This is a genomic window from Aurantimonas litoralis (assembly GCF_026153195.1).
Taxonomy (GTDB): Bacteria; Pseudomonadota; Alphaproteobacteria; order Rhizobiales; family Rhizobiaceae; genus Aurantimonas; species Aurantimonas coralicida.
On the sequence record NZ_JAPFBM010000009.1, the window covers coordinates 15,888 to 41,334 of the forward strand.

22 protein-coding genes are annotated in these 25,447 nt (G+C 68.5%); 10 read left to right on the top strand and 12 right to left on the bottom strand.

Annotated features, from left to right (window positions below):
• Window positions 1-78 precede the first annotated feature (78 nt).
• From zapE to N7I30_RS16955, 5 genes are all read right to left on the bottom strand, one after another.
• Window positions 79-1,239, bottom strand: coding sequence for a cell division protein ZapE (zapE, locus tag N7I30_RS16935; protein ID WP_498640360.1), 1,161 nt, complete (start codon window positions 1,237-1,239; stop codon window positions 79-81).
• A gap of 93 nt (window positions 1,240-1,332) precedes the next feature.
• Complete coding sequence (locus tag N7I30_RS16940; RefSeq protein WP_498640362.1) at window positions 1,333-1,893, bottom strand: AprI/Inh family metalloprotease inhibitor; 561 nt, start codon at window positions 1,891-1,893, stop codon at window positions 1,333-1,335.
• A gap of 182 nt (window positions 1,894-2,075) precedes the next feature.
• Entirely contained in the window at window positions 2,076-2,726 is a 651-nt protein-coding gene (locus N7I30_RS16945) for a carbonic anhydrase (protein ID WP_024352183.1), read from the bottom strand.
• Window positions 2,727-2,871: 145 nt separating this feature from the next.
• Complete coding sequence (gene pdxY / locus N7I30_RS16950) at window positions 2,872-3,765, bottom strand: pyridoxal kinase PdxY (protein ID WP_187392743.1); 894 nt, start codon at window positions 3,763-3,765, stop codon at window positions 2,872-2,874.
• 9 nt (window positions 3,766-3,774) lie between these two features.
• Window positions 3,775-4,032 (bottom strand): hypothetical protein, encoded by a 258-nt coding sequence (locus tag N7I30_RS16955; RefSeq protein WP_024352185.1) that lies wholly within the window; start codon window positions 4,030-4,032, stop codon window positions 3,775-3,777.
• Between the two features lie 118 nt (window positions 4,033-4,150).
• Here N7I30_RS16955 and N7I30_RS16960 point away from each other — a divergent pair, with 118 nt between their 5' ends.
• The 3 genes from N7I30_RS16960 to N7I30_RS16970 all read left to right on the top strand — a co-directional run bounded on the left by N7I30_RS16960 (window position 4,151) and on the right by N7I30_RS16970 (window position 6,319).
• Window positions 4,151-4,780: a LemA family protein gene (locus tag N7I30_RS16960; RefSeq protein WP_498640365.1), complete on the top strand. Its 630-nt coding sequence runs from the start codon at window positions 4,151-4,153 to the stop codon at window positions 4,778-4,780.
• Window positions 4,781-4,841: 61 nt separating this feature from the next.
• The gene (locus tag N7I30_RS16965; protein WP_498640367.1) at window positions 4,842-5,678 is read left to right on the top strand and encodes a TPM domain-containing protein; all 837 of its coding nucleotides are present in this window, start codon (window positions 4,842-4,844) and stop codon (window positions 5,676-5,678) included.
• Window positions 5,679-5,680: 2 nt separating this feature from the next.
• Window positions 5,681-6,319 carry a TPM domain-containing protein gene (locus N7I30_RS16970; protein WP_498640369.1) on the top strand — a complete coding sequence of 213 codons (639 nt, stop codon included), beginning with the start codon at window positions 5,681-5,683 and terminating at the stop codon, window positions 6,317-6,319.
• Between the two features lie 360 nt (window positions 6,320-6,679).
• Here N7I30_RS16970 and N7I30_RS16975 read toward each other — a convergent pair whose 3' ends face one another.
• A complete protein-coding gene (locus tag N7I30_RS16975) occupies window positions 6,680-7,258 on the bottom strand; it encodes a peroxidase-related enzyme (protein ID WP_498640371.1) in 579 nt (192 codons plus the stop codon).
• Window positions 7,259-7,371: 113 nt separating this feature from the next.
• Between N7I30_RS16975 and N7I30_RS16980 the strand changes: the two genes are divergently transcribed.
• Window positions 7,372-12,276, top strand: a complete 4,905-nt coding sequence (locus tag N7I30_RS16980) for an NAD-glutamate dehydrogenase (RefSeq protein WP_498640373.1) — start codon at window positions 7,372-7,374, stop codon at window positions 12,274-12,276.
• Between the two features lie 80 nt (window positions 12,277-12,356).
• Here the strand turns inward: N7I30_RS16980 and N7I30_RS16985 are convergent, their stop codons facing one another.
• Window positions 12,357-12,485 carry a hypothetical protein gene (locus tag N7I30_RS16985; protein WP_277022717.1) on the bottom strand — a complete coding sequence of 43 codons (129 nt, stop codon included), beginning with the start codon at window positions 12,483-12,485 and terminating at the stop codon, window positions 12,357-12,359.
• A gap of 110 nt (window positions 12,486-12,595) precedes the next feature.
• On the opposite strand from N7I30_RS16985, the gene N7I30_RS16990 reads away from it, so the two are divergent.
• Both N7I30_RS16990 and N7I30_RS16995 read left to right on the top strand, forming a co-directional pair.
• On the top strand, window positions 12,596-13,477 hold the full coding sequence (locus tag N7I30_RS16990; protein WP_498640375.1) for an MOSC domain-containing protein: 882 nt from the start codon (window positions 12,596-12,598) through the stop codon (window positions 13,475-13,477).
• On the top strand, window positions 13,474-14,928 hold the full coding sequence (locus N7I30_RS16995) for an MFS transporter (protein ID WP_498640377.1): 1,455 nt from the start codon (window positions 13,474-13,476) through the stop codon (window positions 14,926-14,928). Before N7I30_RS16990 ends, N7I30_RS16995 begins: the two co-directional genes overlap by 4 nt.
• 16 nt (window positions 14,929-14,944) lie before the next feature.
• Here the strand turns inward: N7I30_RS16995 and purH are convergent, their stop codons facing one another.
• The 5 genes from purH to htpX form a co-directional block, all read right to left on the bottom strand.
• Window positions 14,945-16,561 (bottom strand): bifunctional phosphoribosylaminoimidazolecarboxamide formyltransferase/IMP cyclohydrolase, encoded by a 1,617-nt coding sequence (gene purH, locus N7I30_RS17000; RefSeq protein ID WP_498640379.1) that lies wholly within the window; start codon window positions 16,559-16,561, stop codon window positions 14,945-14,947.
• A gap of 89 nt (window positions 16,562-16,650) precedes the next feature.
• Window positions 16,651-16,836: a hypothetical protein gene (locus N7I30_RS17005; protein ID WP_148233902.1), complete on the bottom strand. Its 186-nt coding sequence runs from the start codon at window positions 16,834-16,836 to the stop codon at window positions 16,651-16,653.
• Window positions 16,837-16,952: 116 nt separating this feature from the next.
• Window positions 16,953-18,626, bottom strand: coding sequence for a heparinase II/III family protein (locus tag N7I30_RS17010; protein ID WP_498640382.1), 1,674 nt, complete (start codon window positions 18,624-18,626; stop codon window positions 16,953-16,955).
• 201 nt (window positions 18,627-18,827) lie between these two features.
• Window positions 18,828-20,246, bottom strand: coding sequence for an RsmB/NOP family class I SAM-dependent RNA methyltransferase (locus N7I30_RS17015; RefSeq protein ID WP_498640603.1), 1,419 nt, complete (start codon window positions 20,244-20,246; stop codon window positions 18,828-18,830).
• A gap of 77 nt (window positions 20,247-20,323) precedes the next feature.
• Window positions 20,324-21,292, bottom strand: coding sequence for a zinc metalloprotease HtpX (htpX, locus tag N7I30_RS17020; RefSeq protein WP_491373598.1), 969 nt, complete (start codon window positions 21,290-21,292; stop codon window positions 20,324-20,326).
• Window positions 21,293-21,515: 223 nt separating this feature from the next.
• On the opposite strand from htpX, the gene N7I30_RS17025 reads away from it, so the two are divergent.
• From N7I30_RS17025 to N7I30_RS17040, 4 genes are all read left to right on the top strand, one after another.
• Entirely contained in the window at window positions 21,516-21,749 is a 234-nt protein-coding gene (locus N7I30_RS17025) for a DUF1674 domain-containing protein (RefSeq protein WP_498640384.1), read from the top strand.
• A gap of 269 nt (window positions 21,750-22,018) precedes the next feature.
• Entirely contained in the window at window positions 22,019-22,495 is a 477-nt protein-coding gene (locus N7I30_RS17030; RefSeq protein WP_498640386.1) for a thermonuclease family protein, read from the top strand.
• Window positions 22,496-22,635: 140 nt separating this feature from the next.
• Entirely contained in the window at window positions 22,636-23,916 is a 1,281-nt protein-coding gene (locus tag N7I30_RS17035; RefSeq protein ID WP_370194494.1) for a class I SAM-dependent methyltransferase, read from the top strand.
• Window positions 23,917-24,373: 457 nt separating this feature from the next.
• Window positions 24,374-25,294, top strand: a complete 921-nt coding sequence (locus N7I30_RS17040) for a PRC-barrel domain-containing protein (protein WP_498640388.1) — start codon at window positions 24,374-24,376, stop codon at window positions 25,292-25,294.
• Window positions 25,295-25,447: the final 153 nt, after the last annotated feature.

Sequence of the window (25,447 nt, forward strand, 5' to 3'; positions counted from 1 at the left end):
CAAGCCGGGGCCCCGCCCTACCGGTCCAGCCGCATCCGGATGCACAAACCGGCCGCAGCCCTGCAATCGCCGGCCGGGCTAGGCCCCCGGAACCGCGTTGCGTTCGAGATATTCCGCGCTGCGCATTTCGTGCAGCCGCGAGATGGTGCGATCGAACTCGAACTTCTCGGTGCCCGACCGGGCGCGGTAGAGCTTGTCGGCCGGCGCCTCGGCCGAGATCACCAGACGGCGGCCGCCGTCATAAAGCGCGTCGACCAGGGTGATGAACCGCTTGGCCTCGTTCCGCTCGGCTTCGGCCATGACCGGAACCCGGTCGAGAACCAGCGTGTGGTACCGCCGTGCCAAAGCGAGGAAGTCCTGCGCGCCGAGTGCGCGGGTCAGGAGGTCGTCAAAGGCGAAACGCGCCGCGCCGTTGCCGGCCCGCGGCACCGCGATGGTCCGGCCCTTCACCGAGAGCGAGGCCGACGCCTCCTTCGTGCCGTCGAGGAGCCGGGTCCAGATCGTGTCGAGCTGCGCGTCGGCGGCCTCGCCAAGGGGCGTCACATAGAGATCGTCCCGTCCGAGCACCGCCAGGCGATAGTCGTCGGCCCCGTCGAGCTCGAAAATCTCGACATGCTCTTTCAGCGTATCGACGAAAGGCAGGAACAGGCCGCGGTTCAGCCCGTCGCGATACAGGTCGTCCGGCGCGACGTTGGAGGTGGCGACGAGGACGATGCCGTTGTCGAACAGCGCCTTGAACAGCCGCGACAGGATCATCGCATCGGCGATGTCGGTGACGGTGAATTCGTCGAAGCACAGAAGCCGCGCTTCGTCGGCGATCTGCCGCGCCACCGGCGGGATCGGGTCGTCGCCCTTGGCGCTGCCCGCCTTGACCGCCGCCCGATGCGCGCCGATCCGTTCGTGCACGTCGGCCATGAAGGCGTGGAAATGCACCCGGCGCTTGGCCGCGACCGAGGCGCTGCGGAAGAACATGTCCATGATCATGGTCTTGCCGCGGCCGACATCGCCGTAGATGTACAGCCCGCGAATGGTATCGGCTTCGCGCTTCTTGCCGAACAGCCAGCCGAGCGCGCTCTTCTTGGAGGCGACCATGTCGGCCGACAGGACCTGGTCGAGATGGTCGAGCTTGTCGGCCAGCCTGCGCTGGATCGAATCCGCCTCGATCTCGCCCGAGACGATCAGGCGTTCCAGCGCCGACCGGACCGGCCCGCGCGACTTTTCCCTGGCATTCACGGCCACTGACACGCCTTCACGACTCAACGACTGGAAAACGGCCGAGACGGCGACGCCGGCCCCGTCGTTCGGGCCGGCGCCGATCGTCTCTAGGTCGTTCTAGCGGTACAGCTCGACCGGCACGCCCGTGGTGGTCTGGCCGGTGAAGCGGTTCTTGCCCGACGAGGTCAGGGTCGCGATCACGTTCGCCGACGTATCCTTGAGCTGCAGCTGGTTGCCGGTGGTGGACCAGCGGCGCACATCCGCCAGCCGGCCCGGGCAGCCCATCGAGGCGGCGTTGTAGTTCTCGTCATACTGGGTCAGCGTCAGGCCGACCCGGCAGTTCCCGCCGCTGGCCGAGACCTGGTAGAAGCCGGTCATGCTGGTGCGCGACAGCGGCTCGGAGCTGGTCGAGGCGACCTGGGTGTTCCCGCCGGCATCGGCGGTGGCGTCGCCGTCGGTCCCGGCCGAAGCGTTGAAGTCGGCCGAGGCGTTGGTGCTGGCGCCGGGCGGCGGCGGCGGCGGGGGCGGCGGCAGCTGGTCGGCCGACACGCGGCCCGCAGGTGCCGGCGGCAGCGGAGCCGGTCCGGTGTCGCGTCCCATCTCCCGCATCGACCGCGAGCAGCCTGCCACGAGGAGCAGTGCCACGACGGCCGCTCCGGCTTTCATCTTATGCGTCATTGAAGACTTTCCCCGGCATGTCTGTCCCTCGCCAATCCGACCTGCCGGCCGGTCCGTCGCATCCATAGATCGAACCCTGCGATCATTTCGCAAGATGCCATTGTGCCAAAACGTAACGCAAGCACGCGATTGTGGCCATTGTCACACGCAAATCGCCCGGTGCGGCGCAGCAAACGGCCCGATCACTCGCCGGCCAGCGGCCGCTGGAAATCGCCGGTGTCCGGGTCCATCGCCCACAGCTCGCCCGAGGCGATGTCGACCCAGGCGCCGTGCAGCGACAGCTTGCCTTCCTTCACCAGCGCCTCGACCGTCGGGAAGGTGCGCAGATTGGCGATCGAATAGCGGATGGCGATGCGCTCCAGCGCGGCCTGGCGCTCGCGTGCCGTCATGTGGTCGTTCGCGCCGACGGCCTTCGACACGGGGTCGAGCAGGCTCATCCACTTGCCGATGAAATCGCCCGGCGACAGCGGCTCGGCCGACGGCGACAATGCGGCATGGATGCCGCCGCAGCCGCCATGGCCGAGGACCACGACATGTTCGACCTTCAGGGCATGCAGCGCGAATTCGAGCGCCGCCGAGGTCGCGTGATACTCGCCGTCCGGCTCGTAGGGCGGCACCAGATTGGCGACGTTGCGCACCACGAAGATCTCGCCCGGCGCGGCGTCGAACAGGGTTTCCGGCGCGGCACGGGAGTCGCAGCAGGCGATCACCATGGTCTTGGGATGCTGGCCCTGCTCGGCCAGGTCGCGCAGGCGGTCGCGCTCCTGCGGCAGGCGGTTCGCCAGAAAAGCGCGATAGCCGTTGAGGAGATGGTCGGGAAGATACTTCGTCATGGTCAGATCACTACCGGCTTGCCCCGGCGCAATCAATCAGGCCGGGCTCGCCCCGCTGTCGTCGCGGGGACGCGTTCCTCGAACTAGATACAGGCGGGGCCGACGGCAAGCGATGTTTCACGTGAAATCCACGCAGCCTCGCAGTTCAGGCCCGCCGGCCGCCACCCGGATAGGCCAGACGGCGCATCTGCACCATCGCCATCGGATGCTTGAGGCTGTCCGTATCCGTCTCCAGCGTCAGTTCGTCGGCCCCGCGCTTGGTCGTCCGCGCCAGGATCTCGAACACCGTCGCGGTGGCGCTCTGCAGCGCCTTCTCGCCCTTGGCGCCCGACAGGGTGCGGGCAAGGAACACTGCCGCCGTCAGGTCGCCGAGGCCGTGCGGCGCATTCTCCACCACCCGGTGTTCGGCGAGAATGGCCTGGAAGTCGCGTACCAGAAGATTGCCGATGCCGCCGCGCAGCATCGGGAAGGCCGAGGTCACCACCACGGCCTCGGGCCCGAGCGTCGCCGCGGCCTCGATCAGATGGGAATTGTCGGTGAATTCCAGCCCGGTGAGGAATTCCAGCTCGAAGCGGTTCGGCGTCGCGATGTCGGCCAGCGGGATCAGCCGATCGCGGATCGCGTCGACCGTCGCCTGCGACTGGTACATGCGCCCGCGATCGCCGAGCACCGGGTCGCAGATATAGGTGGCTCCGGGATTGGCGCGCTTGACCGCCTCCACCAGCCGCGCCGTCGGTTCGACCTGGTCGCCATCGCCGAAATAGCCGGTCAGCACGGCGCCGACCTCGCCGAGCCAGGGCGAGCCGGCCAGATCGTCCATCAGCGCGGCGAAATCGCCGGCCGGCGGCACGATCCGCGTGGCCGGCCCGTGGCCCGGATGCCAGGGCAGCGTCACGGTGGGCACCGACCATACCGGGAACCCCAGCGATTCCAGGGCGAAGACGGCGGCCCGGTTGCCCACCGTGCCGCGCGCCACATGGCTGGAGACGCAGATGACCGCCGGGCGGTCGTGATGAGCGGAAGACGCGGCTATCGACATGTCGAATGTTCAGGAACGCATGAGGAAATCGGCGAGCATGAGCCCGAACACGATGAAGCCGACGATACCCGCCAGCCGGCCGATCCGCGTGCCGATAACCTCGATGCGGTCGTTCGGGTCGGCGTCCGTCGCCATGAAATGGTCGCGGGTGCGGAACAGGAGCGAGAAGGTATGGGCACCGATCTGCGGCTCCGTTTCCTGCCGGATGCGTTCCAGGATCGCCTTGGCTTCGCGCTGCTGCGCGTCGTCGTCGTGAGGCCGGGTCATGGGAAAGCTCTGTCGCAAAACCCCCGCGAGGGCAACAGCCCGGACGCAACGATTGTCTTCTGCGCTACGGCCGGATGCGCTAGACATGCCGGACAAGCCCTTTGACCGGAGACCGTCGATGCTGTCCGCTGCCAAGATCCTTCCGTCGCTCCGGCTCCGCCCGTATCTAACCGCCCTCGTCGTGGCGCTGCTGGCGCCGATGCTGTCGGCCTGCGGGATCAACGCCATTCCGACCTATCAGGAGCAGGCGCGCGCGGCGTGGGCACAGGTCGAGAACCAGTATCAGCGCCGGGCCGATCTGATCCCCAATCTGATCGAGACCGTGAAGGGCTTCGCCGCCCAGGAGCGCGAGGTCCTGACGGCGGTGGTCGAGGCACGGGCGAAGGCGACCCAGATCACGGTCGATGCCGACCAGCTCAGCGACCCGGCCATGGTGCAGAAATTCCAGGCGGCACAGGACCAGCTCGGCGGCGCCCTGTCGCGGCTGCTGGCGACGGTGGAAGCCTATCCGGACCTCAAGTCCAACCAGAACTTCCTTGCCCTGCAGAGCCAGCTCGAGGGCACCGAGAACCGGATTTCCGTTGCCCGCCGCGACTATATCGAGGCGGTGCGGGTCTATAACACCGAGCTGCGGACGATCCCCGGCCGCTGGATCGCCTCGTTCTTCTATCCGGAGGCGCAGCCGATGGAGCCCTTCACCGCGACCGCCGGCTCGGCGACGCCGCCAAAGGTGGATTTCGGCCAGTGAGCCGGCTGGCAGCCAACTGACCGAAAGGCCCGAGCCCATGGATCGGATCCGGCAAATGTCGATGGCAGGTGGACGCGGTGCGCTCGCCGCGCTGGGCCGCCTTCTGGCGCTGGCGGCCGTCCTTGCGCTGGTCGCGCCTGCCGCGGCGCAGGAATTCCCGCCCCTCACCGGCCGGGTGGTCGACACGGCGGATCTTCTCGATCGGGCGACCGAGACCGCACTGACCGAGAAGCTGGCCGCCTTCGAGGCACAGGGCAGCGACCAGGTCGTCGTCGTCACCGTTCCCGACCTGCAGGGCGCCGAGATCGCCGATTACGCCAACCGGCTCGGCCGCGAATGGGGCATCGGCCAGGCGGAGGAAAACAACGGCGTCGTCCTCCTGGTCAGCCGCGACGACCGCGAGGTGCGCATCGAGGTCGGCTACGGGCTCGAAGGCACCCTCACCGACGCCCTGTCCTCGCTGATCATCCAGAACGATATTCTGCCGGCGTTTCGCGGCGGCGATTATCCCGGCGGCATCAGCCGCGGCGTCGACGGCATCATCCAGGTGCTCTCCGGCGACGCGGCCGAGCTTCAGGCCCGGGCCGAACGCAACCAGAACTGGAGCGGCGAGGATTTTGCCGGCATCGCCTTTACCCTGATGTTCGCCGGGGTCTGGATTCTCGTTCTCGGCGCCTTTGCCATGACCGGCCTTGCCCGCCGCTTCGGCAAGAAGGTCGGGCGCAACCGCTATCGCTGGCTCGGCATCGTCTGGACGCTCGGCCAGGCGAGCCGCATGTCGGGATCGCGCAGCGGCTTCGGGGGCGGCTTTGGCGGCGGTGGCGGCTTTTCGGGGGGCGGCGGCTTTTCCGGCGGCGGTGGATCGTTTGGCGGCGGCGGATCGTCGGGGAGCTGGTGACCATGGCAAGACTGACCTTCACCGAAGCCGATCACGCCCGCATCGCCACGGCGATCCGCGAGGCCGAGATCGCCACCACCGGCGAGATCTACGCGGTCTTCGCCCGGGCGAGCGACGGTTATCATTTCGTCTCTGCCGCGGCTGCGCTCGCCATCGCGCTGCTGGTGGCCGCCGTCACCCTCCTGCTGGCGCCGCTCTTCGGCGTCACCGTGTCAGCCGCAGCGCTCTTGGGCGGCCAGCTCGTCATCGTCCTCGCCATGCTGGCGGCCTTCGCCCTCTCCCGGAACCTGCGCATGGCCTTCGTGCCTCGCGCCATTGCCGAACGCCGGGCGCACCGGTCGGCCCTGCAGCAGTTCTTCGCCCATAATCTGCACACCACGGCGGGGCGCACCGGCATCCTGATCTTCGTCTCCGAAGCCGAGCGCTTTGCCGAAATCATCGCCGACGACGCCATCGCCGCGAAAGTCCCGCAGGAGAGCTGGGACGCCATCGTCGCCGACCTCGTCACCGCCGCCGCCGACGATCGCCTGGCCGACGGCTACGTCGCCGCCGCCCACGCCGCCGGCGCCATCCTCACCGAGCACTTCCCCGGCGACCACCGCAATCCCAACGAGATCCCCGACCGGCTCGTGGAGATCTGAGGGGCCGCGGGGCGCATCCGGCAGCGGAGTGGATGGCCGGCAGCGGGGTAGATGGCCGCCAACGGAGCGGATGGCCGAACCGGCGAGGCATGGGTCCTCGGGTCAAGCCCGAGGATGACGCCGTGGTTGAATGTTGCGGCTCGCCGTCACCGACACGCTGAGCCGGACCGGGCCGGGACGGACTGAAGCACCGCGCCATCCCAGGATGATCAATCCCCATCACCGCGCGTCATCCTCGGGCTTGACCCGAGGACCCATGCCAAACCGCTGCCTCTGCGTGAACCTCGCGCCGCCCCGGCGCAGGCGTCACCCCCGGCGCCATCGCACGTCACGGACGCCAGCGCCCACACCACCCCCGCGCTACCGCGCCATGGCGTGATAGTCGTCGTTGGGGCGCATGTCGGTGGCCGAGGCGACGCGGTTGCTCATGGCGAAAAACGCCGCCACCGCGGCGATGTCGAAGATGCCCCGGTTGGAATAGCCCGCGTCGCGCAGCGCCTGCCGGTCCGCTTCGACGATGGTGTCCGGCCGCTCGGTGAGTTGGACGACGAAATCCAGCATCGCGGCGCGCTGGTCGTCGAGCCCGGCGGCGCGCCAGTTCTGGGCGATCGCCTCGCCGAAGCCGGGATCGCCGGAGAGCTGGCGCACGGCGGCGCCATGGGCCGTCAGGCAATAGTGGCAGTGATTGATCGAGGAGACGACGACGGCGATGATCTCGCGGTCGAGTTTCGACAGCTCGCTCTCCCCCAGCATCAGATCGTTGTAGAAGGTGGAGAACGCCTCCAGCTTGCGCTCGTCGAAGGCGTAGGCGAGGAGGACGTTCGGCACGAGGCCGAGCTTTTCCTGGCATTTGGCGAAGAACGCCTGGGTGCGCTCCGACAGGGGTTCGGCCATCGCCAGGCCGAGTGCTGTCACGGGCCTGTCCTGTTGCTGCGTCATGCTTCCTCCCACGTTCCAGCGACGCCCGGGACACCACTTGCCCTCGAAGGTCGTGGCGGGATTCCTATGATAGGGTGTCGGACACGACAAGCAGTCGCATCGGAGGGCACCCCATGGACCATCCCGCAACGACCAAGACGGAGATCCTGTCTGCGATCGAGGCGGCCATCGGGGAGGATGGCGCCGAAGCCACCCTCGCCCCGCTGCTCTTTGCCCGCCCGCCGGCCGAGGATCTGGCCGAGTTCACGCCCGAGGCGCTGGCGCTGGCGGCCCGCGCCGGCTTCGAGGCGCTGTGCGATCACCGCCGGGGCGCGCATCTGGTGCGCATCGAACAGCCGGACGGATTCGTCCTGCGCGACGGGCGCAAGCTGGAACTGATCACCGTCGTCAGCGACGACATGCCGTTCCTGTTCGACTCGGTGACCGCCGAGATCGCCGATTCCGCCGTCGGCATCCGCTACATCTCCCATCCGATCCTCGATGTGCTGCGCGGTGCGGCCGGCGAGGTCACCAGCTTCTCGGCCTCCCATCCCCGCGACATGGTGCTGGGCGAAGCCGACCGGACCAGCCTGATCCAGTTCGCCGTCGATCCCCTGGGCGACGGAGACGCGAATACGGCGCTCAAATCCCGGCTCGAGGCGATCCTCGGCCAGGTCGCCAACGCCAATGCCGATTTCGATGCCATGCGCAACCGCGCCAGCGAATCCGTCGAGGCGCTGCGCCGCCAGGCTTCGCGCCTCGACGACGCGGATCTGAAGACCACCTTCGAGGAAGCCGCCCGGCTGCTCGAATGGCTGCGCGACGACAATTTCATCTTCCTCGGCTGCCGCGAATACGACTATCTGCCCGGCAGCGAGGGCGAGGCGCTGGAACGGCGCGACGATGCCGGGCTCGGCATCCTGGCCGATCCCGACGTGCGCATTCTCGGCCGGCCCGGCCGCCGCATGACGACGACGCCGGAAATCCGCGCCTTCCTGGAAGCGCCGACCCCGCTGATCGTCACCAAGGCCAATGCCCGCTCGCTGGTCCATCGCCGCGCCTATATGGACTATGTCGGGGTCAAGCAGTTCGACGCCGACGGCAATTTCGTCGGCGAGCTGCGCATCGTCGGCCTGTTCACCTCCAGCGCCTACACGCGCTCCATCCTGACCATCCCCTATCTGCGGCTGAAGGCCGAAACGGTGATCAGCCGTTCGGGCCTGCGTCCCGGCTCGCACTCGGCCAAGGCGCTGCTCAACGCGCTGGAATCCTATTCCCGCGACGAGGTCTTCCAGATCGACGTGGCGCTGCTGGAGCGCTACGCCTCGACCATCGTCGAGCTTGGCGAACGCCCGCGGGTAAAAATCCTGTCGCGCGTCGACCGCTTCCACCGCTTCGTCTCGATCCTCGTCTTCGTGCCGCGCGAACGCTACGATTCCCGCCTGCGCGAACGGATCGGCCTGATGCTCGCCGAGGCCTATGACGGCCATGTCTCGGCCTATTACCCGGCCTTCCCCGAAGGGCCGCTCGCCCGCGTCCACTTCATCATCGGGCGCGCCGGCGGCACCACGCCCGAGGTCGACACGGCGCAGCTGGAAGCGCGTGTCGTCGAGATGGCCAAGAACTGGGAGGACGAGTTCACCGCCGCCCTGTCGGCCGCCGGCCATGCCGGCGAATACGGTCGCCTCGCGCCGGGCCTGCCGGAGAGCTATCGCGACGTGGTCTCACCGACCGAGGCCGTGGACGACGCCGGGATCATCATGGCGCTCTCAGAAGGCGACGAGGTGCGCGTCACCTTCCATCGCCGCGAGAACGATGCGCCCGACCTCCTGCGGCTGAAGATCTATCATCTGGGCGCGGCCCTCGCGCTCTCGACCCGCGTGCCGATCCTCGAGAACATGGGCTTCTCTGCCGTATCCGAACGCACCTACCGGATCGTGCGGCCCGACGGCGAGACGGTGCATATCCACGACATGGACCTGAAGCGCAGCCGCGGCGGCGACATCGCGCTCGGCGACGACGGCGCCGCGCTGGAAGCGACCTTCGCCAATGTCTGGGCCGGCCGCATCGAGAATGACGGCTTCAACGCGCTGGTGCTGGAGGCCGGGCTGGACCTGCGCCAGGCCAATGTGCTGCGCGCCTATTCGCGTTATCTGCGCCAGACGGGCCTCGCCTATTCGCCCGACTATCTCGGCGCCGCCCTGATGCGCCAGCCACAGATCGCCCGCCTGCTGTGGGATCTCTTCGCGGCGAGCTTCGATCCCGAGCGCCCGGCCCCGGCCGAAACGGACACGACCTCGGAAGACGGCGAGAGCGAGCCGGATGCGCGGCAGGCCCGCCGTGCCCAGGCGCGGGGCGCCGGCGAGATCCATGCGGCGATCTGCGAAGCCCTGGAAGACGTCGATTCCATCGACGACGACCGCATCGTGCGCCGCTTCATGGGCGCCATCCTCGCCACGCTGCGGACCAATTACTACGCCGTCGACGGCATCTCCGCCGAGCCGCTCTCCGAACCCGGCGCGGTCGCCCCGGCGCTCGCCTTCAAGTTCGAATCCGCCGCCGTCGAGGGCCTGCCGGCCCCGGTCCCCTATCGCGAGATCTTCGTCTTCGACGCCCGCGTCGAGGGCGTCCATCTGCGCTTCGGCCCGGTCGCCCGCGGCGGCCTGCGCTGGTCGGACCGCGCCCAGGACTACCGCACCGAGGTGCTGGGTCTGGTCAAGGCGCAGCAGGTCAAGAACGCGGTAATCGTGCCGGTCGGCGCCAAGGGCGGTTTCTACCCCAAGCGCCTGCCCGACCCGTCCGACCGCGACGCCTGGTTCGCCGCCGGCCGCTCGGCCTATGTCGTCTTCATCGCCTCGCTCCTGTCGATCACCGACAACATCGTCGGCGAGGATGTGGTCACGCCGCCCCGCGTCACCCGCTATGACGGCGACGATCCCTATTTCGTCGTCGCCGCCGACAAGGGCACGGCAACCTTCTCCGACACCGCCAACGCCATTGCTCAGTCGAACGAGTTCTGGCTCGACGACGCCTTCGCCAGCGGCGGCTCGGCCGGCTACGACCACAAGGCCATGGGCATCACCGCGCGCGGCGCCTGGGAAGCGGTCAAGCGCCACTTCCGCGAGATGGACCGCGACATCCAGTCGGAGCCCTTCACCGTCGTCGGTTGCGGCGACATGTCGGGCGACGTCTTCGGCAACGGCATGCTCCTGTCGAAGACGACGCGGCTGATCGCGGCCTTCGACCACCGCGACATCTTCATCGACCCCGATCCGGACCCGGCGACCTCCTTTGCCGAGCGCCAGCGGCTGTTCGAGACGCCGCGCTCGTCCTGGAACGACTATGATCGCGCGGCGATCTCGCAGGGCGGCGGGGTGTTCTCGCGGCGCGACAAGATGGTGCATCTGTCGCAGGAAGCCGCCGACGCGATCGGCTGGGACAAGCGCTCGGGCACGCCGGCCGAGATCATCAGCGCGATCCTCAAGGCGCCGGCCGACCTGCTGTGGTTCGGCGGCATCGGCACCTATGTGCGCGCCGGCAACGAATCCAACGCCGATGTCGGCGACCGCGCCAACGATCCGGTGCGCGTTGCCGCCGCCGAAGTCAGGGCCAGGGTCGTCGGCGAGGGCGCCAATCTCGGCGTCACCCAGCGCGGCCGCATCGAGTTCGCGGCCGGCGGCGGACGGATCAATTCCGACGCCATCGACAATTCGGCCGGCGTGAACACCTCGGACGTCGAGGTGAACATCAAGATCGCCCTGAAGAGCGCGATGGAATCCGGTCGCCTCACCCGCGAGGAACGCAACGCGCTTTTGGCCGACATGACCGACGAGGTCGCCGAGCTCGTCCTCGCCAACAATTACGAACAGACGCTCGCCCTGTCGCTGGAAGAGCGGGCGGGAGCCTCGGCGCTTGCCCTGCAGGCCCGTTTCATGAGCGTTCTGGAAGATGCCGGCGAGCTCGACCGGGCGGTGGAGACGCTGCCGTCGGAAGCGGCCATCGCCGATCTGCGGGCCACCGGCCGCGGTCTCACCCGGCCCGAAATCGCGGTGCTGATCGCCTATGCCAAGATCACCCTGTTCGACCAACTCGTCGCAAGCGTCCTGCCGGACGATCCCTATCTGGAAGACCGGCTGAACGACTATTTCCCGGTGCCGATGCAGCGGGACTTCGCGCGGGACATCGAGGGCCATCGCCTCGGCCGGGAGATCATCTCGACGGTGCTGGCCAACGAGGTGGTCAATCGCACCGGCCCGACCTTCGTCACGGTGCTGCGTGAATCCTCCGGCGCCTCGCCGGCTCAGATCGTGCAGGCCTTCATCGCCGCGCGCGACGGCCTCGACGTGCGCTCGCTCTACGAGCGGGTGGACGCGCTGGACGGCACATTGCATGGCGAGACCCAGAACGCGCTCTATGCGGAGATCGGCCGGTTCCTGATCCGCACGACCCGCTGGTATGTCCAGAACGAAAGTTTCGAGGGCGGCCTGACCGGCGCTGTCGTCGCCAGTCGCGACGCGCTGGACAAGCTCAAGCCGCAGCTCGTCGAGCTGGCCACCGAGGCGGGCCGGGCCGAGGCCCAGTCGCGCGCCGAGGCTTTCGTCGAGAAGGGCGTGCCGGAGGATATGGCCGAAGCGATCGCACTGCTGCCGCTCCTCTCGCTGGTGCCGGATATAGCCTCTGTCTCACGTGAAACATCGACGGGGCTCGAAGCGACCATCGGCTGCTATTTCGGCATCACCCGGCAGTTCGAGATCGGCCGGCTCGAAGCCGCGCTCTTCGCGTTGCAGACGGACGATTACTACGAGACGCTGGCCCTGGAGCGGGCCGGCAGCCAGATCGCCGGTGCCCGGCGCAAGCTGACGGCGACGGCCCTGCGGAACTTTGGCGCGGAGAAAGACCCGGCCGCGGCCTGGGCGGAAAGCCGACGGACAGCTGTGGAGAGGATCGGGGGGCAGATCGGTGCCCTCGCCGGATCGGGCGGCACGTCGGTGGCGCGGCTGACGGTCGCCGCAGGCCTGTTGTCGGATCTGGCCGGCTAGAGGGGCAGAGGGAATGCCGCGCGATGGCGGCCGGTGGCCGGCCAGCATTGCTGGCCGGCGCAGGAGGGACCAGGCCGGCCTCAGCCCTTCTTGGCGTCGGGCCGGGCCGCGGCGAACTTGCCGGGCACCGTCACTGGCACCGCTGCCTTCGTCTTGTCCGCCTTCGGCTTTCGGACTTCCTTGTTGCCGCGCATCTGACCCTTGGCCATGATCGTATCCTTTGTGGAATCCTGATTGATCCGCTGACAGAATAGCACGTGGGGGACGTCGTGGGGGATGGCATCTTTCGGATGTCACGCCCAGCGAATAAGGGGGAGTGATGGAACTCGGATCCATCCATATCCATCCGGTGAAAGCCGGGCGGTCGATCGAACGCGACGAGAATGCACTGGAGGTGTGGGGCCTCGAGGGCGACCGCCGCTGGATGCTGGTCGACGAGACGGGCCGGTTCCTCTCCCAGCGCGAGCATCCGCCGCTGGCGCTGCTCGACGCCCAGCCGGATGTCGACGGGCTGATCCTGTCCTACGAGGAAATCGGCGAGCGCTTCGTTCCCGTACCGGAGGGCGACGACCGGCTGACCGTCACCATCTGGGGCGACGCGGTCGATGCCGCCCTCGCCGACGAGGCCACCAACGCGGCGCTGTCGCAATGGCTGCAGCGGCCGGTCCGGCTGGTCCATCTCGACCGGACGGATGCCCGCCATATCGATCCGGCCTGGGCGCCAGAGAGCATCGACGGTGTTCCGCCTGTCGCCTTTGCCGATGGCTTCCCGCTGCTGATCGCCAATCCGGCCTCGCTGCGCGCGCTGAATGGCGACAGCGTCCGCCAGGACGGGGACGCCGTGCCGATGAGCCGCTTCCGGCCGAACCTGGTTATCGACGGTGCCGAGGCGTGGACCGAGGACGACTGGGCCACCATCCGCATCGGCGAGGCGGTGATCGATCTGGTCAAACCCTGCGCCCGCTGCATCGTCACGACCGTGGACCAGACGACCGGCATGATCGCCGGCACCCAGCCGATGGACGCCATGCGCCGTATCCGGTTCTCGGCGACGCCGCGCGTGCCCGGCGTGCTGTTCGGCTGGAACGCGGTGCCGCGTGGCCCGGCCATGATCCGCCGCGGCGACCCGGTGGAGGTCGTCGCCCGGCGCGGCGGCGCACCCGCCGTGCGCGACGGATCATCCCGCGGCGCCGACCGATGACCGAACTCGCACCGACCGTCGCCGGCCTGCCCTACCGGGTCCCGCTGCGCCAGCGCGCCGTCTGGGGCTGGATGACCTTCGACTTCGCCGCCCAGCCCTTCTTCACCGTCGTCATCACCTTCGTCTTCGGGCCCTATTTCGTCTCCCAGCTCGCCTCCGATCCGGCCACCGGCCAGGCCTGGTGGAGTGGCGCGGTGACCCTCGTCGGCATCTGCGTGGCGATCCTGTCGCCCTTTCTCGGCTCGATCGCCGACCGGGCCGGGCCCCGCAAGCCGTGGATCGCCAGCTTCGCCGTCGTGAAGATCGCGGCGCTGCTGCTCCTGTGGTTCGCCGCGCCCGGCACGCCGCTGATCTTCGCTGCCGCGCTCATCGTCTTCGCCATGGTGGCAGCGGAATTTTCCATCGTCTTCAACGACGCCATGATCCCCCGCCTCGTCCATCGCGATTCCATCGGGCGGGTGTCCAACCTCGCCTGGGGTCTCGGCTATGTCGGCGGGATCGTCTTCCTGTTCGTCACCCTCGCCTTCCTGGCGGGATCGCCCCAGACCGGCCTGACCCTGCTCGGCCTCGAGCCCTGGTTCGGCCTCGACCCGGCCGAGGGCGAAGGCGCACGGGCCACCGGCCCGCTCTCGGCCCTCTGGTATCTCGTCTTCGTCCTGCCGATGTTCCTGCTGACGCCCGACCGCAAGAAGGCCGAGCCGATCCGCGTCGCCGCACGGGACGGGCTGAAGGACCTGAAGGCGACCTATCGCGAGATCCGGGTGCGCGGCACGCTGTTCCGCTTTCTGATCGCGCGGATGATCTACCAGGACGGCGTCAATGCGCTGCTCGTTCTCGGCGGCGCCTTCGCCGCCGGCATGTTCGGCTGGTCGATCACCGAGAGCGGCCTGTTCGGCGTCATTCTCAACGTCACCGCCATTCTCGGCTGCGTCGGCGCCAGCATCCTCGACGCGCGGCTGGGCTCCAAGGCGGTCATCGTCGCGTCGATCCTCTGCCTGATGATGGCGACGATCGGGATCATCTCCACAGCGCCGGATTCGACCCTGTTCGGACTTTTGACCTTCGCGCCGTCCGAGGCGACGGGGCTCTTCGCCACGCCGGCGGAGAAGAGCTACATCGTCTTCGGCCTGCTGATCGGGCTGGCCTTCGGCCCGGTCCAGGCCTCGTCGCGCTCGTGGCTGGCGCAATCGGTCACCGCCGACGAGGCCGGCCGCTATTTCGGCTTCTACGCCCTCACCGGCCGCGCGACATCCTTTCTGGGCACGGCGGCCGTCGCGGCCTTCACCGCCGTCGCCGCGGGCCTGACCGACCCGGCGACCGCGTCGCGGATCGGCATGTCGGCGCTGATCCTGTTCTTCATCGTGGGGCTGGCGATCCTTGCGGGAACGCCGGGCCCCCGCGCGGTTGGCAGGGGCCACGATGCCGGCGGGGAGCGCCAGCCGGCCGCATAGGCCGGCCAGCACTGGCCTAGTGTCGGAAGTGGCGCATGCCGGTCATCACCATGGCGATGTCGTTGTCGTCGGCCGCCTTGATGACCTCGTCGTCGCGCATCGAACCGCCCGGCTGGATCACCGCGGTGGCGCCCGCCGCGACGGCCGACAAAAGCCCGTCGGCGAAGGGGAAGAAGGCGTCGGACGCAACGACGGCGCCGCGCGTCAGCGGCTCGGCATGGCCGGCAGCGGCCGCAGCATCCTCGGCCTTGCGTGCCGCGATGCGGGCCGAATCCACCCGGCTCATCTGGCCGGCGCCGACGCCGACCGTGGCAAGGTCACGGGCATAGACGATGGCGTTGGACTTGACGTGCTTGGCCACCCGGAAGGCGAATTTCAGGTCGGCCAGCTCGGTCTCGCTCGGCGCACGCCGGGTGACCACCTTCAGGTCGAGATCGTCGACGACGCCCGCATCGCGCGACTGGACGAGCAACCCGCCGGCGACCGAGTTGACCGTGCGCCCGGCGGCGCGCGGATCGGGCAGGCCGCCGGTCAGGAGCAGGCGCAGGTTCTTCTTGCAGGCGACGATCGCGATGGCGTCCTCGTCGGCCTCCGGCGCGATGATCACTTCGGTGAAGACCTGCACGATCGCCTCCGCCGCCGCCCGGTCGAGCTTGCGGTTGAGCGCGACGATGCCGCCGAAGGCCGAGACCGGGTCGCAGGCCAGCGCCTTCCGATAGGCGTCGAGAAGGTCGGAGCCCTCTGCTACGCCGCAAGGGTTGGCGTGCTTGATGATGGCGACCGCGGCGGTGCGGGCCGGATCGAACTCGCCAACCAGCTCGAAGGCCGCGTCGGTGTCGTTGATGTTGTTGTAGGAGAGCGCCTTGCCCTGCAGCTGGCGCGCCGTGGCGACGCCGGCGCGGCTCTCGCCGGTCCGGTAGAAGCCGGCACTCTGATGCGGGTTCTCGCCGTAGCGCAGCGCCTCCGACAACGTGCCCGACACGCTGACGCGCTGGGGCACTCCATCATTCACTACGCCGGCAAACCATGTCGACACCGCCGCGTCATAGGCCGCGGTGCGGGCATAGGCCGCCGCGGCCAGCCGCTGGCGCAGGGCAAAATCGGTCTCGCCATTCGCGGACTTCAGCGCCTGGAGCACCGTGTCGTATTCGGCCGGATCGACCACCACGGTGACATAGCCATGGTTCTTGGCCCCGGCGCGGATCATCGCCGGTCCGCCGATGTCGATATTCTCGACGATCGTCGCGGTGTCGGCGCCGCCGGCCAGCGTCTCCTCGAACGGATAGAGGTTGGAGACCAGCATATCGATGCCGGCAATCCCATGGGTCTCCATGGCCTTGGCATGCTCGGCATCGTCGCGAATGCCTAGGAGCCCGCCATGGACGCCCGGATGCAGGGTCTTCACCCGGCCGTCCATGATCTCGGGAAAGCCGGTCAGCTCGGAGACGTCGCGCACGGCAAGGCCCGCCTCGCTCAGCGCCCGGTAGGTGCCGCCGGTGGAGACCAGCTCGACATCGAGCGCCGCCAGTTCACGGGCGAAATCGACGAGGCCGGTCTTGTCGAAGACCGACAGCAGCGCGCGGCGAACCCGCACGCGATCGGGGGCCTGCGTGGCATTGGCTTTGAGAGACATCGGCTTTTCCTGCGTGGCACGGATGGGAGGGTCCGCCCCTGATAGTCAGCCGCGCCGCTTCCCACAATGGTGGTCGGCGCTCCGGGCCGCTATCGCTGCGGCGCAGGCGTCGCCGCGGTGCCGGGATTGACCATGTCGTCGGGGGCGTCGCGCGCCGCGGCCGAGCGCGCCTCCAGATCGTCCAGCGTGTTCGGCAGGACGCCGACGGCGCGGTTCATGCCGCCACAACCGGCAAGAAGCGCAAGGCAGAGCGAGAGAAGTGCGATCCGGGTCATGAGCGGCAGATGGGGAGCGGAGCGGCGCAATCCAGCCCCGTCATGCGCGGCGTGACGGCGTGCCCGATATTCCCCTCATCCAATCCTCGGTGGGAGATGGGCTGCGCCCGTTCCGGTCAGGCTTCGCGCTCGAAGCGCCAGGCAATGCCGGCCGGATCGTAGGCGTCGAAGGGCACGGCCAGTTGCAGCGTACGCCGCGCGCCGCCCGCATCGGCGAAGAAGATCGAATCCTCGATCTCGACCCGGGCATCGGCCCGGAACAGCCAGCGCTGCCCGCGCACCGCCAGCCTGACGCCGTCGCCGATCACCTCGACGCTGACCGAAGGATGCAGATGGAAGCGGGCCGTCGCCTTGCCGGCGTCGCTGCCGGTGCGAACCGTGGCGCTGCGCTGGAAGCTGTCGTGGCCGTCCACCGTCCAGCCATCCTCGGCCAGGCTCACCTGACGGCGATGCAGCAGGCCGGACTGGCGCTCATAGCCGTTGTGGGTCGCCTCGAAACCGCGCACCGGATCGCCGAGTTCGCCCGACAGGACCTCCGTCGGCCCCGGCACCAGCGGCGTGCCGAGAAACCGGTCGAGGCTTTCGGACCGGGCGAAATGCGACGACGAGCGATCGTCGAGCGTCACCGTCGAATGGGCGGCGGTCGAGCGGGACAGGCGGCGCCATTCGGCGTCGGCGGTCAGCGGGCGGCCGCAATTGACCACGATGCGGTTCGCCTCGCAGGAGAGCTCGAAGCCGAGCGTGCCGGCATGGGCATTGCGCGAGACCAGCGCCGGCGGCGGGCAGCCGGTATCGGCGACGATGACGCTCGAGCCGGCGGCCAGCCGGTGGTAGCCGGACTGCCGTGCATGGGTGATCGGCTCGCCCAGCGTCTCGTCGTAGCGCAAGAGTACCGTCATCAGATGGATGTCGGAGGCGCCCGAACCGTTGAACAGCGCCAGCGAGCCGTCGGAATGGCGGAAGAAGCGCACCGCCGGCAGCATCCGGTCGATCGCCGAATAGAGCCCCCGCGGCAGCGCCTGGCCCTGGCGCAGATAGGTCTGCCGCAGCGGGATCAGATCTGCGAGGATCGCCACCGGCGCAGCCGGATCGCGCGAGATGTGGCCGCCATCGGGAAACACCTGGCGGTCGAGTTCCTCGGCCAGATGCTGCGCCGCGATCTTGATGCGACCGCTGGCGGCCGGCAGGCAGAGCGAGACGAAGGCGAGCGCCGTGCGCACCTGCAGGCGGGGCGTGCCCTCGGGCGCTTCTTGGGCGACGGAGCGCAGATAGCGGGCCTGCGACGACAGGCTGCGCAGAAAGCGCTTGTGGAAGCCGGCATCGGCCTCGGCCAGCAGCATGTCGGCATGGCTCAGCCAGGCGATCATCCGGCGCGCGGCCACCGCGGGCTCGAAGGCGGGATCGGCCAGCGTGCCGCCCTTCTGGCGGATCCAGTCGTCGACGAGGGTGCGGGCGTTCTGCACGGCCAGGGCATCGCCGGCCTCGGCGTGATGGCGCAGCCAGTCGAAACCGTGGAGTTCGGCCGCATAGGCTTCCGACGGCAGCGTCGCCTGGAAGATCGAGGTGCGGCCCGGTTCGAGCAATTGCCCGGCAAAGAAGAAACGGCCGGCATAGATCGCCTCGGCGATCATCGGGTCGCCATGGCGCAGCGAGGGCGGCACGACCAGAAGCTTGCCGGCGCGGCCACCGGCGAAACGCCAGCGGTGCAGCGGACCGGTCCGCAGCCGCCGTCTCGCCCGCCGCCACACTTCACGTAGCGTCAGGACAGCGAGGAGCGGTTGACCTGCCAAGCTCGTCGTCACTCCCGGACCCCACTGCGGGCAACGCGCCCGTTCGACTGGTTGATATCCTTCGCGAAACCCGTCTCCGACCCCATTGGGGCAGGATCAGCGGGTCAGCGCAACAGCCATCACTTTCTCCGAATGTGGTAAAAACTTCGCTAAGACTTGCGGCGAAAGCGGGACCGCGCCCTTTGGCCCGGCGCGGCCCGCTCAGATCCGCTTCAGCCGCGCGGCGTAGAAGCCGTCGAGCCCGCCGGTCGCGGGTGCGTCCGCGCCACCGCCCATCATGTCCGGCGTGGTGCGCAGATCGCCCTCCGGGGTGAGCGCGAACTCCATGCCCGGCAGCTCGTCCGGCTGCACCGGATCGCGCACGATGTCCGAACGGTCGGCGAGGAGAGCCGCGACGATCGCCTCGCCCTCGGCCGGGTCCAGCGAGCAATTGGAGAAGACCAGCAGGCCGCCCGGCGCCAGAAGCCGCACCGCCTCGCCGAGCAGGCGTGCCTGCACGCCGGCCAGCTTGGCGATTTCCTCCGCGTCCTTGGTGTAGGGCACGTCCGGATGCCGGCGGATCGTGCCGGTGGACGAGCACGGCGCGTCGAGGAGAATGGCGTCGAAGGGTTCGGCCGGCTCGAAGGCGGCGATGTCGCCCACCACGGTTTCGGCCTCCAGCGACAGGCGCGCCAGATTGGCCTTCAGCCGCTTCATCCGGTTGGCGTTGATGTCGAGAGCGGTCACCGCGCCGCCGGCGGCGATCAGCTGCGCCGTCTTGCCACCCGGCGCGGCGCAGAGATCGGCAACACGCTTGCCCGTCAGATCCCCGAACAATTGCGCCGGCAGCGCCGCGGCGGCGTCCTGCACCCACCATTCGCCCTCGGCAAAGCCCTCGAGCGCCGTCACCGGCCCGTCGAAGCTGCCAAGCCGCACGGTCCCGTTCGGCAGGGCGACGCCGCCCAGCTTCCCGGCCCAGCCCGCAGGGTCGCTCTTGACGGTGAGGTCGAGCGGGGCCGGCGTCAGATGCGCCCGCGCGATCGCCTCGGTCCGCTCGGGCCCATAGGCCGCCACCATGCGCGCGGCCAGCCAGTCCGGCATGTTCTCCGTCGCCGTGGCGACCTCGCGCAAGGCGTCCTTCTCCCGCGACAGGCGGCGCAGCACGGCGTTGATCATGCCGGCGAAGCGACGGCTGCGCGAATCCACATTCGCCGCCGCGACGGCAAGGTCGACGGCGGCCGAATCCGGCACGTCGAGGAACAGGATCTGCGTCGCGCCGACATGCAGGATGTGCTTCAGCGCCGCTGCATTCGGCGGCAGCGGCCGGTCGAGACAGGCATCGAGGGCGCGGCTGATGGTGCCGCGGAACCTGAGTGCCGAGAGAATGATCGCCTTGACCAGTCCCTGGTCGCGGCCTTCCAGCGCACGGAACCCGGGATGTCCGCCGGCCGCGTCGAGAAGACCGTCCGCCGAGGTGCGGGCATCGACGATCGCCGACAGGAGCTTCGTTGCCACCAGCCGGGCGCCGAGGCCGGGGCGATCATTCGCCGAGTAGCCATCGGGCACGAAGCCGTCGGCACCGTCCGAAATCCGCGGGCCGTTGCCCACGCCGTCATTGTGCCGGGGCGCCTTGCCCGGCAAAGGCCGCTTGCGCGGCGCCGAGCGGGAGGCATCGAAATTGCCGCCGCGGCGGGTCTTGCGGCCGTCCGATCCAGCGCTCAACCCCACGGTCCCCGCTTGCGGCCACCGCCGGAGGGGCCATCGCCCCTGCCCCATGGGCCCGAACGGGTCCGGTCGATCCCGGCCTGCGGTGCGGCTGCAACGAAGCCGCCGTCGCCACCGCCCATTTCCAGCGCCATCTGTTTCAGTGCCGCGATCCGGTTGGCGGTGTCCGGATGGGTGGAGAAGAGATTGTCCATGCGCTGGCCTGACAGGGGATTGATGATGAACATGTGGGCCGTCGCCGGATTGCGCTCGGCGTCCTGGTTCACCGTACGCCCGGCTGCGCTGGCGATCTTGCCGAGCGCCGAGGCGAGCCAGCCCGGATTACCACAGATTTCCGCGCCCCGCCGGTCGGCGGCATATTCCCGCGTCCGGCTGATCGCCATCTGCACGATCATCGCGGCCAGCGGCGCGACGATGATCGCCGCGATCACGCCGATGAAGCCGAGGGGATTGTTGTTGTCGCGGTTGCCGCCGAAGAAGAAGGCGAAATTGCCCAGCATCGAGATCGCACCGGCCAGCGTCGCGGTGATCGTCATGATCAGCGTGTCGCGGTTCTGCACATGGGCGAGCTCATGCGCCATGACGGCGGCGACCTCTTCCGGTGTCAGGCGTTCCAGGAGCCCGGTCGTCGCAGCCACCGCCGCGTTCTCGGGATTGCGCCCGGTGGCGAAGGCGTTCGGCTGGGCGTTGTTGATGACATAGACCTTCGGCATCGGCAGGCCGGCCCGTCCGGCCAGACCTTCCACGATGCGGTAGTATTCCGGCGCGCTGCGCGCATCGACCTCCTGCGCATGGTGCATCTTCAGCACCATCTTGTCGGAGTTCCAGTAGGAAAACAGGTTCATACCGGCCGCGAAGACGAAGGCGATCATCATGCCGGCGCGGCCGCCGATCATGAAGCCGAGCCCCATGAAGAGGGCAGTCATGAAGGCGATGAGCATCGCCGTCTTGATCATGTTCATCGCAGGTTCCACCACCAAGGAGTCTGCGCGGTCCACCCGCGCCAATCGCCCGGGAAAATGGGGATTGCGGGGTACCGCTTCAATATTGCGGGGAAACCAGCGCGACCGCAGCGGCCCGGGCAGGCTGCGACACCGGCAAGGGTTTCAAGCCTTCGTCCCTGCCCTTATCTGATGGCGACGAACCGCAACATGGCACCGACCGCAGCAAGAGGGCAGACGAGCGATGAGCGATAGCGAGGCAAGGGATCCGGCACCGGCAGCGCCGGGCGATGGCGCGCCGGCCGAGCGCGAGCTGCCGACCGCCGCCCGCCGTGCCCTCGCCGAAGCCGAGGAACGCCGCCGTCAGGCGGATGCGGAGGCCGCAGCATCCCAGGCCAAGGAGATCAACGGACCCAAGGGACCCGAACCGATCCGCTATGGCGACTGGGAGAAGAACGGCCTGATCTCGGACTTCTGAAGCCGGTTCCCGTTGCAGCCCGTCATTCTGCCCGGGCCTGCGGCGCGCAACGGCTTCCCGCGATGATTGTGGGCCCATCGTCCTAGACACCCGCACCGCGAGCCCGCGCTTAATCTTCCCCAACGTCAGGAATGCGCAATATGGCGGGCTCCTTCGGGTCTCCGCTTGATCTCTTACCTGCATAGGAATATTGTCCGGAGACCGTCTCCGATTCGTTGGCCGTTGTCGTGACGCATTCCCGTCGAACCATCTGCAGTTGTATCTTCGCGTTGTCGCTCGCCATCCCGGCCGGCGCCGCGCACGCGGATGACGACGACTACCCGCAGGCAATCTCCGGCCCGGTCGAGGCGCGCGTCCTGAAGGTCCGCGACGGCGACACGATAGAGGTCGAGGCCTTCGTCTGGCCGATGCAGGCAGTTCAGGTCGCGGTGCGACTGAAGGGGATCGACGCGCCGGAGAAACGCGGACGCTGCGAAGCCGAAAAGGCCGCCGCCGAAATCGCGAGAGACCGTCTGGTCGCCCTGATCGGATCGGGCAACGTCACCCTCACCGGCATTTCCGGCGACAAATATTTCGGGCGCGTGCTGGCGACGCTGTCGGTGCCCGGGCAGCCCGATCTCGGCCGCGTCCTTCTGCGCGAGGGCCTCGTGGTCCGCTACGAAGGCGGCAAGCGCCGCGACTGGTGCGACGGCACCCTCCCCGCCGATCTGAGCGCCGTGGACACCGGCGGCCGGCGTAAGGGCTGACCGCGCGCAGACGCCGACTGCGGCATCTCCCAATGCCCCTTGCCCATCGCAGACCTGGCGTCCGATACTCCTGAACCAGACACCCGGCAGCAGCGTGCCGTACAGCCGACGATACCGTTTCACGTGAAACAGGATGCTCCATGACAGCCGGGGAAGCGCGACTCGAGGCTATCGTCCGTCAGGCGATCGCCGCATTCCAGCCAAAGATCGCTGTGCGGCTGTGGACGGGTGAACGCATCGGCCCCGCCGACGGTCCTGTCCTGGCGCTGAACGATCCGGCGGCGATCGCCCGCCTCGCCCTCAGCCCGCGGATCGTGACGGCGGTCGAACTCTGGATGTCCAAGGCGATCGATGTCGAGGACGGCACGATCTTCGACGTGGCGACGGCGCGCTCCGACATCCGGACGCGGGACGCGATGAAGAAGATCGACCGGCTGGCGATCGCCACCGCCCTGCCCGCCCTCTATACGCTGGCGCGGCGCGGCCGGAAGGCGGCGCGGTCGGCGCCCCAGAGCGGCACGGGCGCCGGCGCCAGCGGCTCGTCCAAGGCCGCGATCCAGTTCCACTACGACATCTCCAACGATTTCTACCGCCTCTTCCTCGACGAGCGGATGCTGTATTCCTGCGCCTATTTCGATGGCTGGCACGACGACATCGACAAGGCGCAGCACGACAAGCTGGACATGATCTGCCGCAAGCTGCGCCTCAAGGAGGGCGAGCGCTTCCTCGACATCGGCTGCGGCTGGGGCGCCTTGCTGATCCATGCCGCCGAGCATTATGGCGTTACCGGCCATGGCGTGACCCTGAGCCAGGCCCAATACGACCTCGCCCGCGAGCGGATCGCCGCCAAGGGGCTCGAAGACCGCGTGACGATCGAACTGAAGCCTTTCGAGGAGCTCGACGGGCGCTTCGACAAGATCGCCTCGATCGGCATGTTCGAGCATGTCGGCTGGGACAACCATGCGACCTACCTGACCGCGGTGCGCAAGCTGCTGCGCCCGAACGGGCTCTATCTGCACCATGCGATCACCCGGCCGGCCAAGACCAGCGATGCCAAGTTTCGCAAGGGGACGCGGGAATATGCGGCGATCATCCGCTACATCTTCCCCGGCGCCGAACTCGACCATGTCGGCCATTCGGCGCAGCTTCTGGAAGCGCACCGCTTCGAGGTCCACGACGTGGAGAACTGGCGCGAGCACTATGGCCGTACCTGCCGCCTGTGGCACGATCGCCTGCTCGCCGCGATGCCGGAGGCCAGCCGCATCGCCGGCGAACCCCGCGCCCGGCTGTGGCTTTTGTATCTCGCCGGCGTATCCCTCGGCTTCCAGCGCGGCGGTCTTCTGATCTACCAGACGCTGGCCTCCAGGCGGGCCAAGGGTCCGGCCGAACTGCCGCCCACCCGTCGCGATCTCTACGACTAGGCCGGCACCCGCAGCGCTTGCTTCCGCAAAGCTCTGCCTTCCGGCCGAGAGGTTGCGCCTTCCGCGGGGGTTTCCATTGCTCCGGCCGGATCTCCACTGCGCGGCACGACCCATGGGTTCCGTCTAATGGGCGGTCTGGAACCAGGGCAGAAACACACCGGCCAAATCCCTTCGCCACCGCCACACTCCCCCCTTCGCTGTCACCCCGCAACGCTACTCCCCGGTGCGGCCTTATGGTCCGTAAGGTTCAGGGATCAATGGGTTAGCTGCAAGCAGACGCCTCATGCCCACTTGCATGCGGTGCAGCAAACTCCCTGCCGTTACCGCCTGTAACAGCCCGTGAGCTTTTCGCCACAGAAAAGCCGCAAGTCTAAAAAGCGCGGTTATTTGCGTCTTTGGCGGAACCACCTGTCGGAGCCGGTCATTGTGCGGCTATCTGTAATCGGGAGTAAGCACGATGAAAAAGTCCTTCTATACCGCCCTTCTCGCCGGCGCCGTCATGCCCTTCGCGGCTTTCGCGCAGGACGCCCAGCCCGCGGCTCCGACGGACACCCCGCCGGCCGCCACCGACAGCGCCATGCCGTCGGACAGCTCCGACGCCGCGGCACCGAGCAGCACGATGGACCCGGCTGCTCCGACCGGCGGCGCCTCGGCCCAGACCGACACCGCACCGTCGGCCACCGACGCACCGACCGACACTGCGGAAAGCCCGGCCGGCACCACCGAGGAGCCTGCCGACATGGCCGCCGAAGAGCCGGCTGACGCTGGCGACATGGCCACTGCCAGCGCGGGTGCCGATGGTCCCTTTGTGACCGTCCCGCCGTCCGGCGCCTGGCGCGTCACCGATCTCGACGGCAAGGACGTCTATGATACGGCCGGCGAGAGCATCGGCTCGATCACCGACGTGCTGGTCTCCGAGGAAGGCGACGTGATGGCCGTTCTGGTCGGCGTCGGCGGCTTCCTTGGCATCGGCGAAAAGGATGTCGCCGTGTCGATGAGCGCGCTGGAATTCGGCCCGGGCAAGACCGAGGGTCTGCCGACCGAGGAAGAGGCCAATGCCCAGGCGAGCGCTGCGGCGCCGGCCACGGGTGGCACCGGCATGGCGGCCGATCCGGCTGCCGGCGGCACGGGCATGGGCACGGGCGACGCCAACATGTCGACCGCCAGCACCGACGCGTCGGCTGAACCGGTGACCCCGGTCGTCGGCGAGGACAATCTGCCGGACCGTATCGTCCTCAATGTCTCGCGTGAGCAGCTCGAGCAGGCTCCGGCCTACAACGAGCCGGAAGAGGCCGATGACGGCATGGCGGAAGCCGATGGCGGCGCAGCTGCCGATGGCACGATGGCGCCGGCCGGCGACGCTCCGGCGGCCCAGTAATCCGCCAGGGATAAAGCTGTGCCGGGTCGTCCGGCATAGCCGCAGATAGACAGAAGGCCCGTACCGATTGGTGCGGGCCTTTTGCGTTGCGACGTCGGGTTTCAAAGCCGGATGTCGCCGCTACTCGCCGCAACCGGACAGCAGACAATCAAA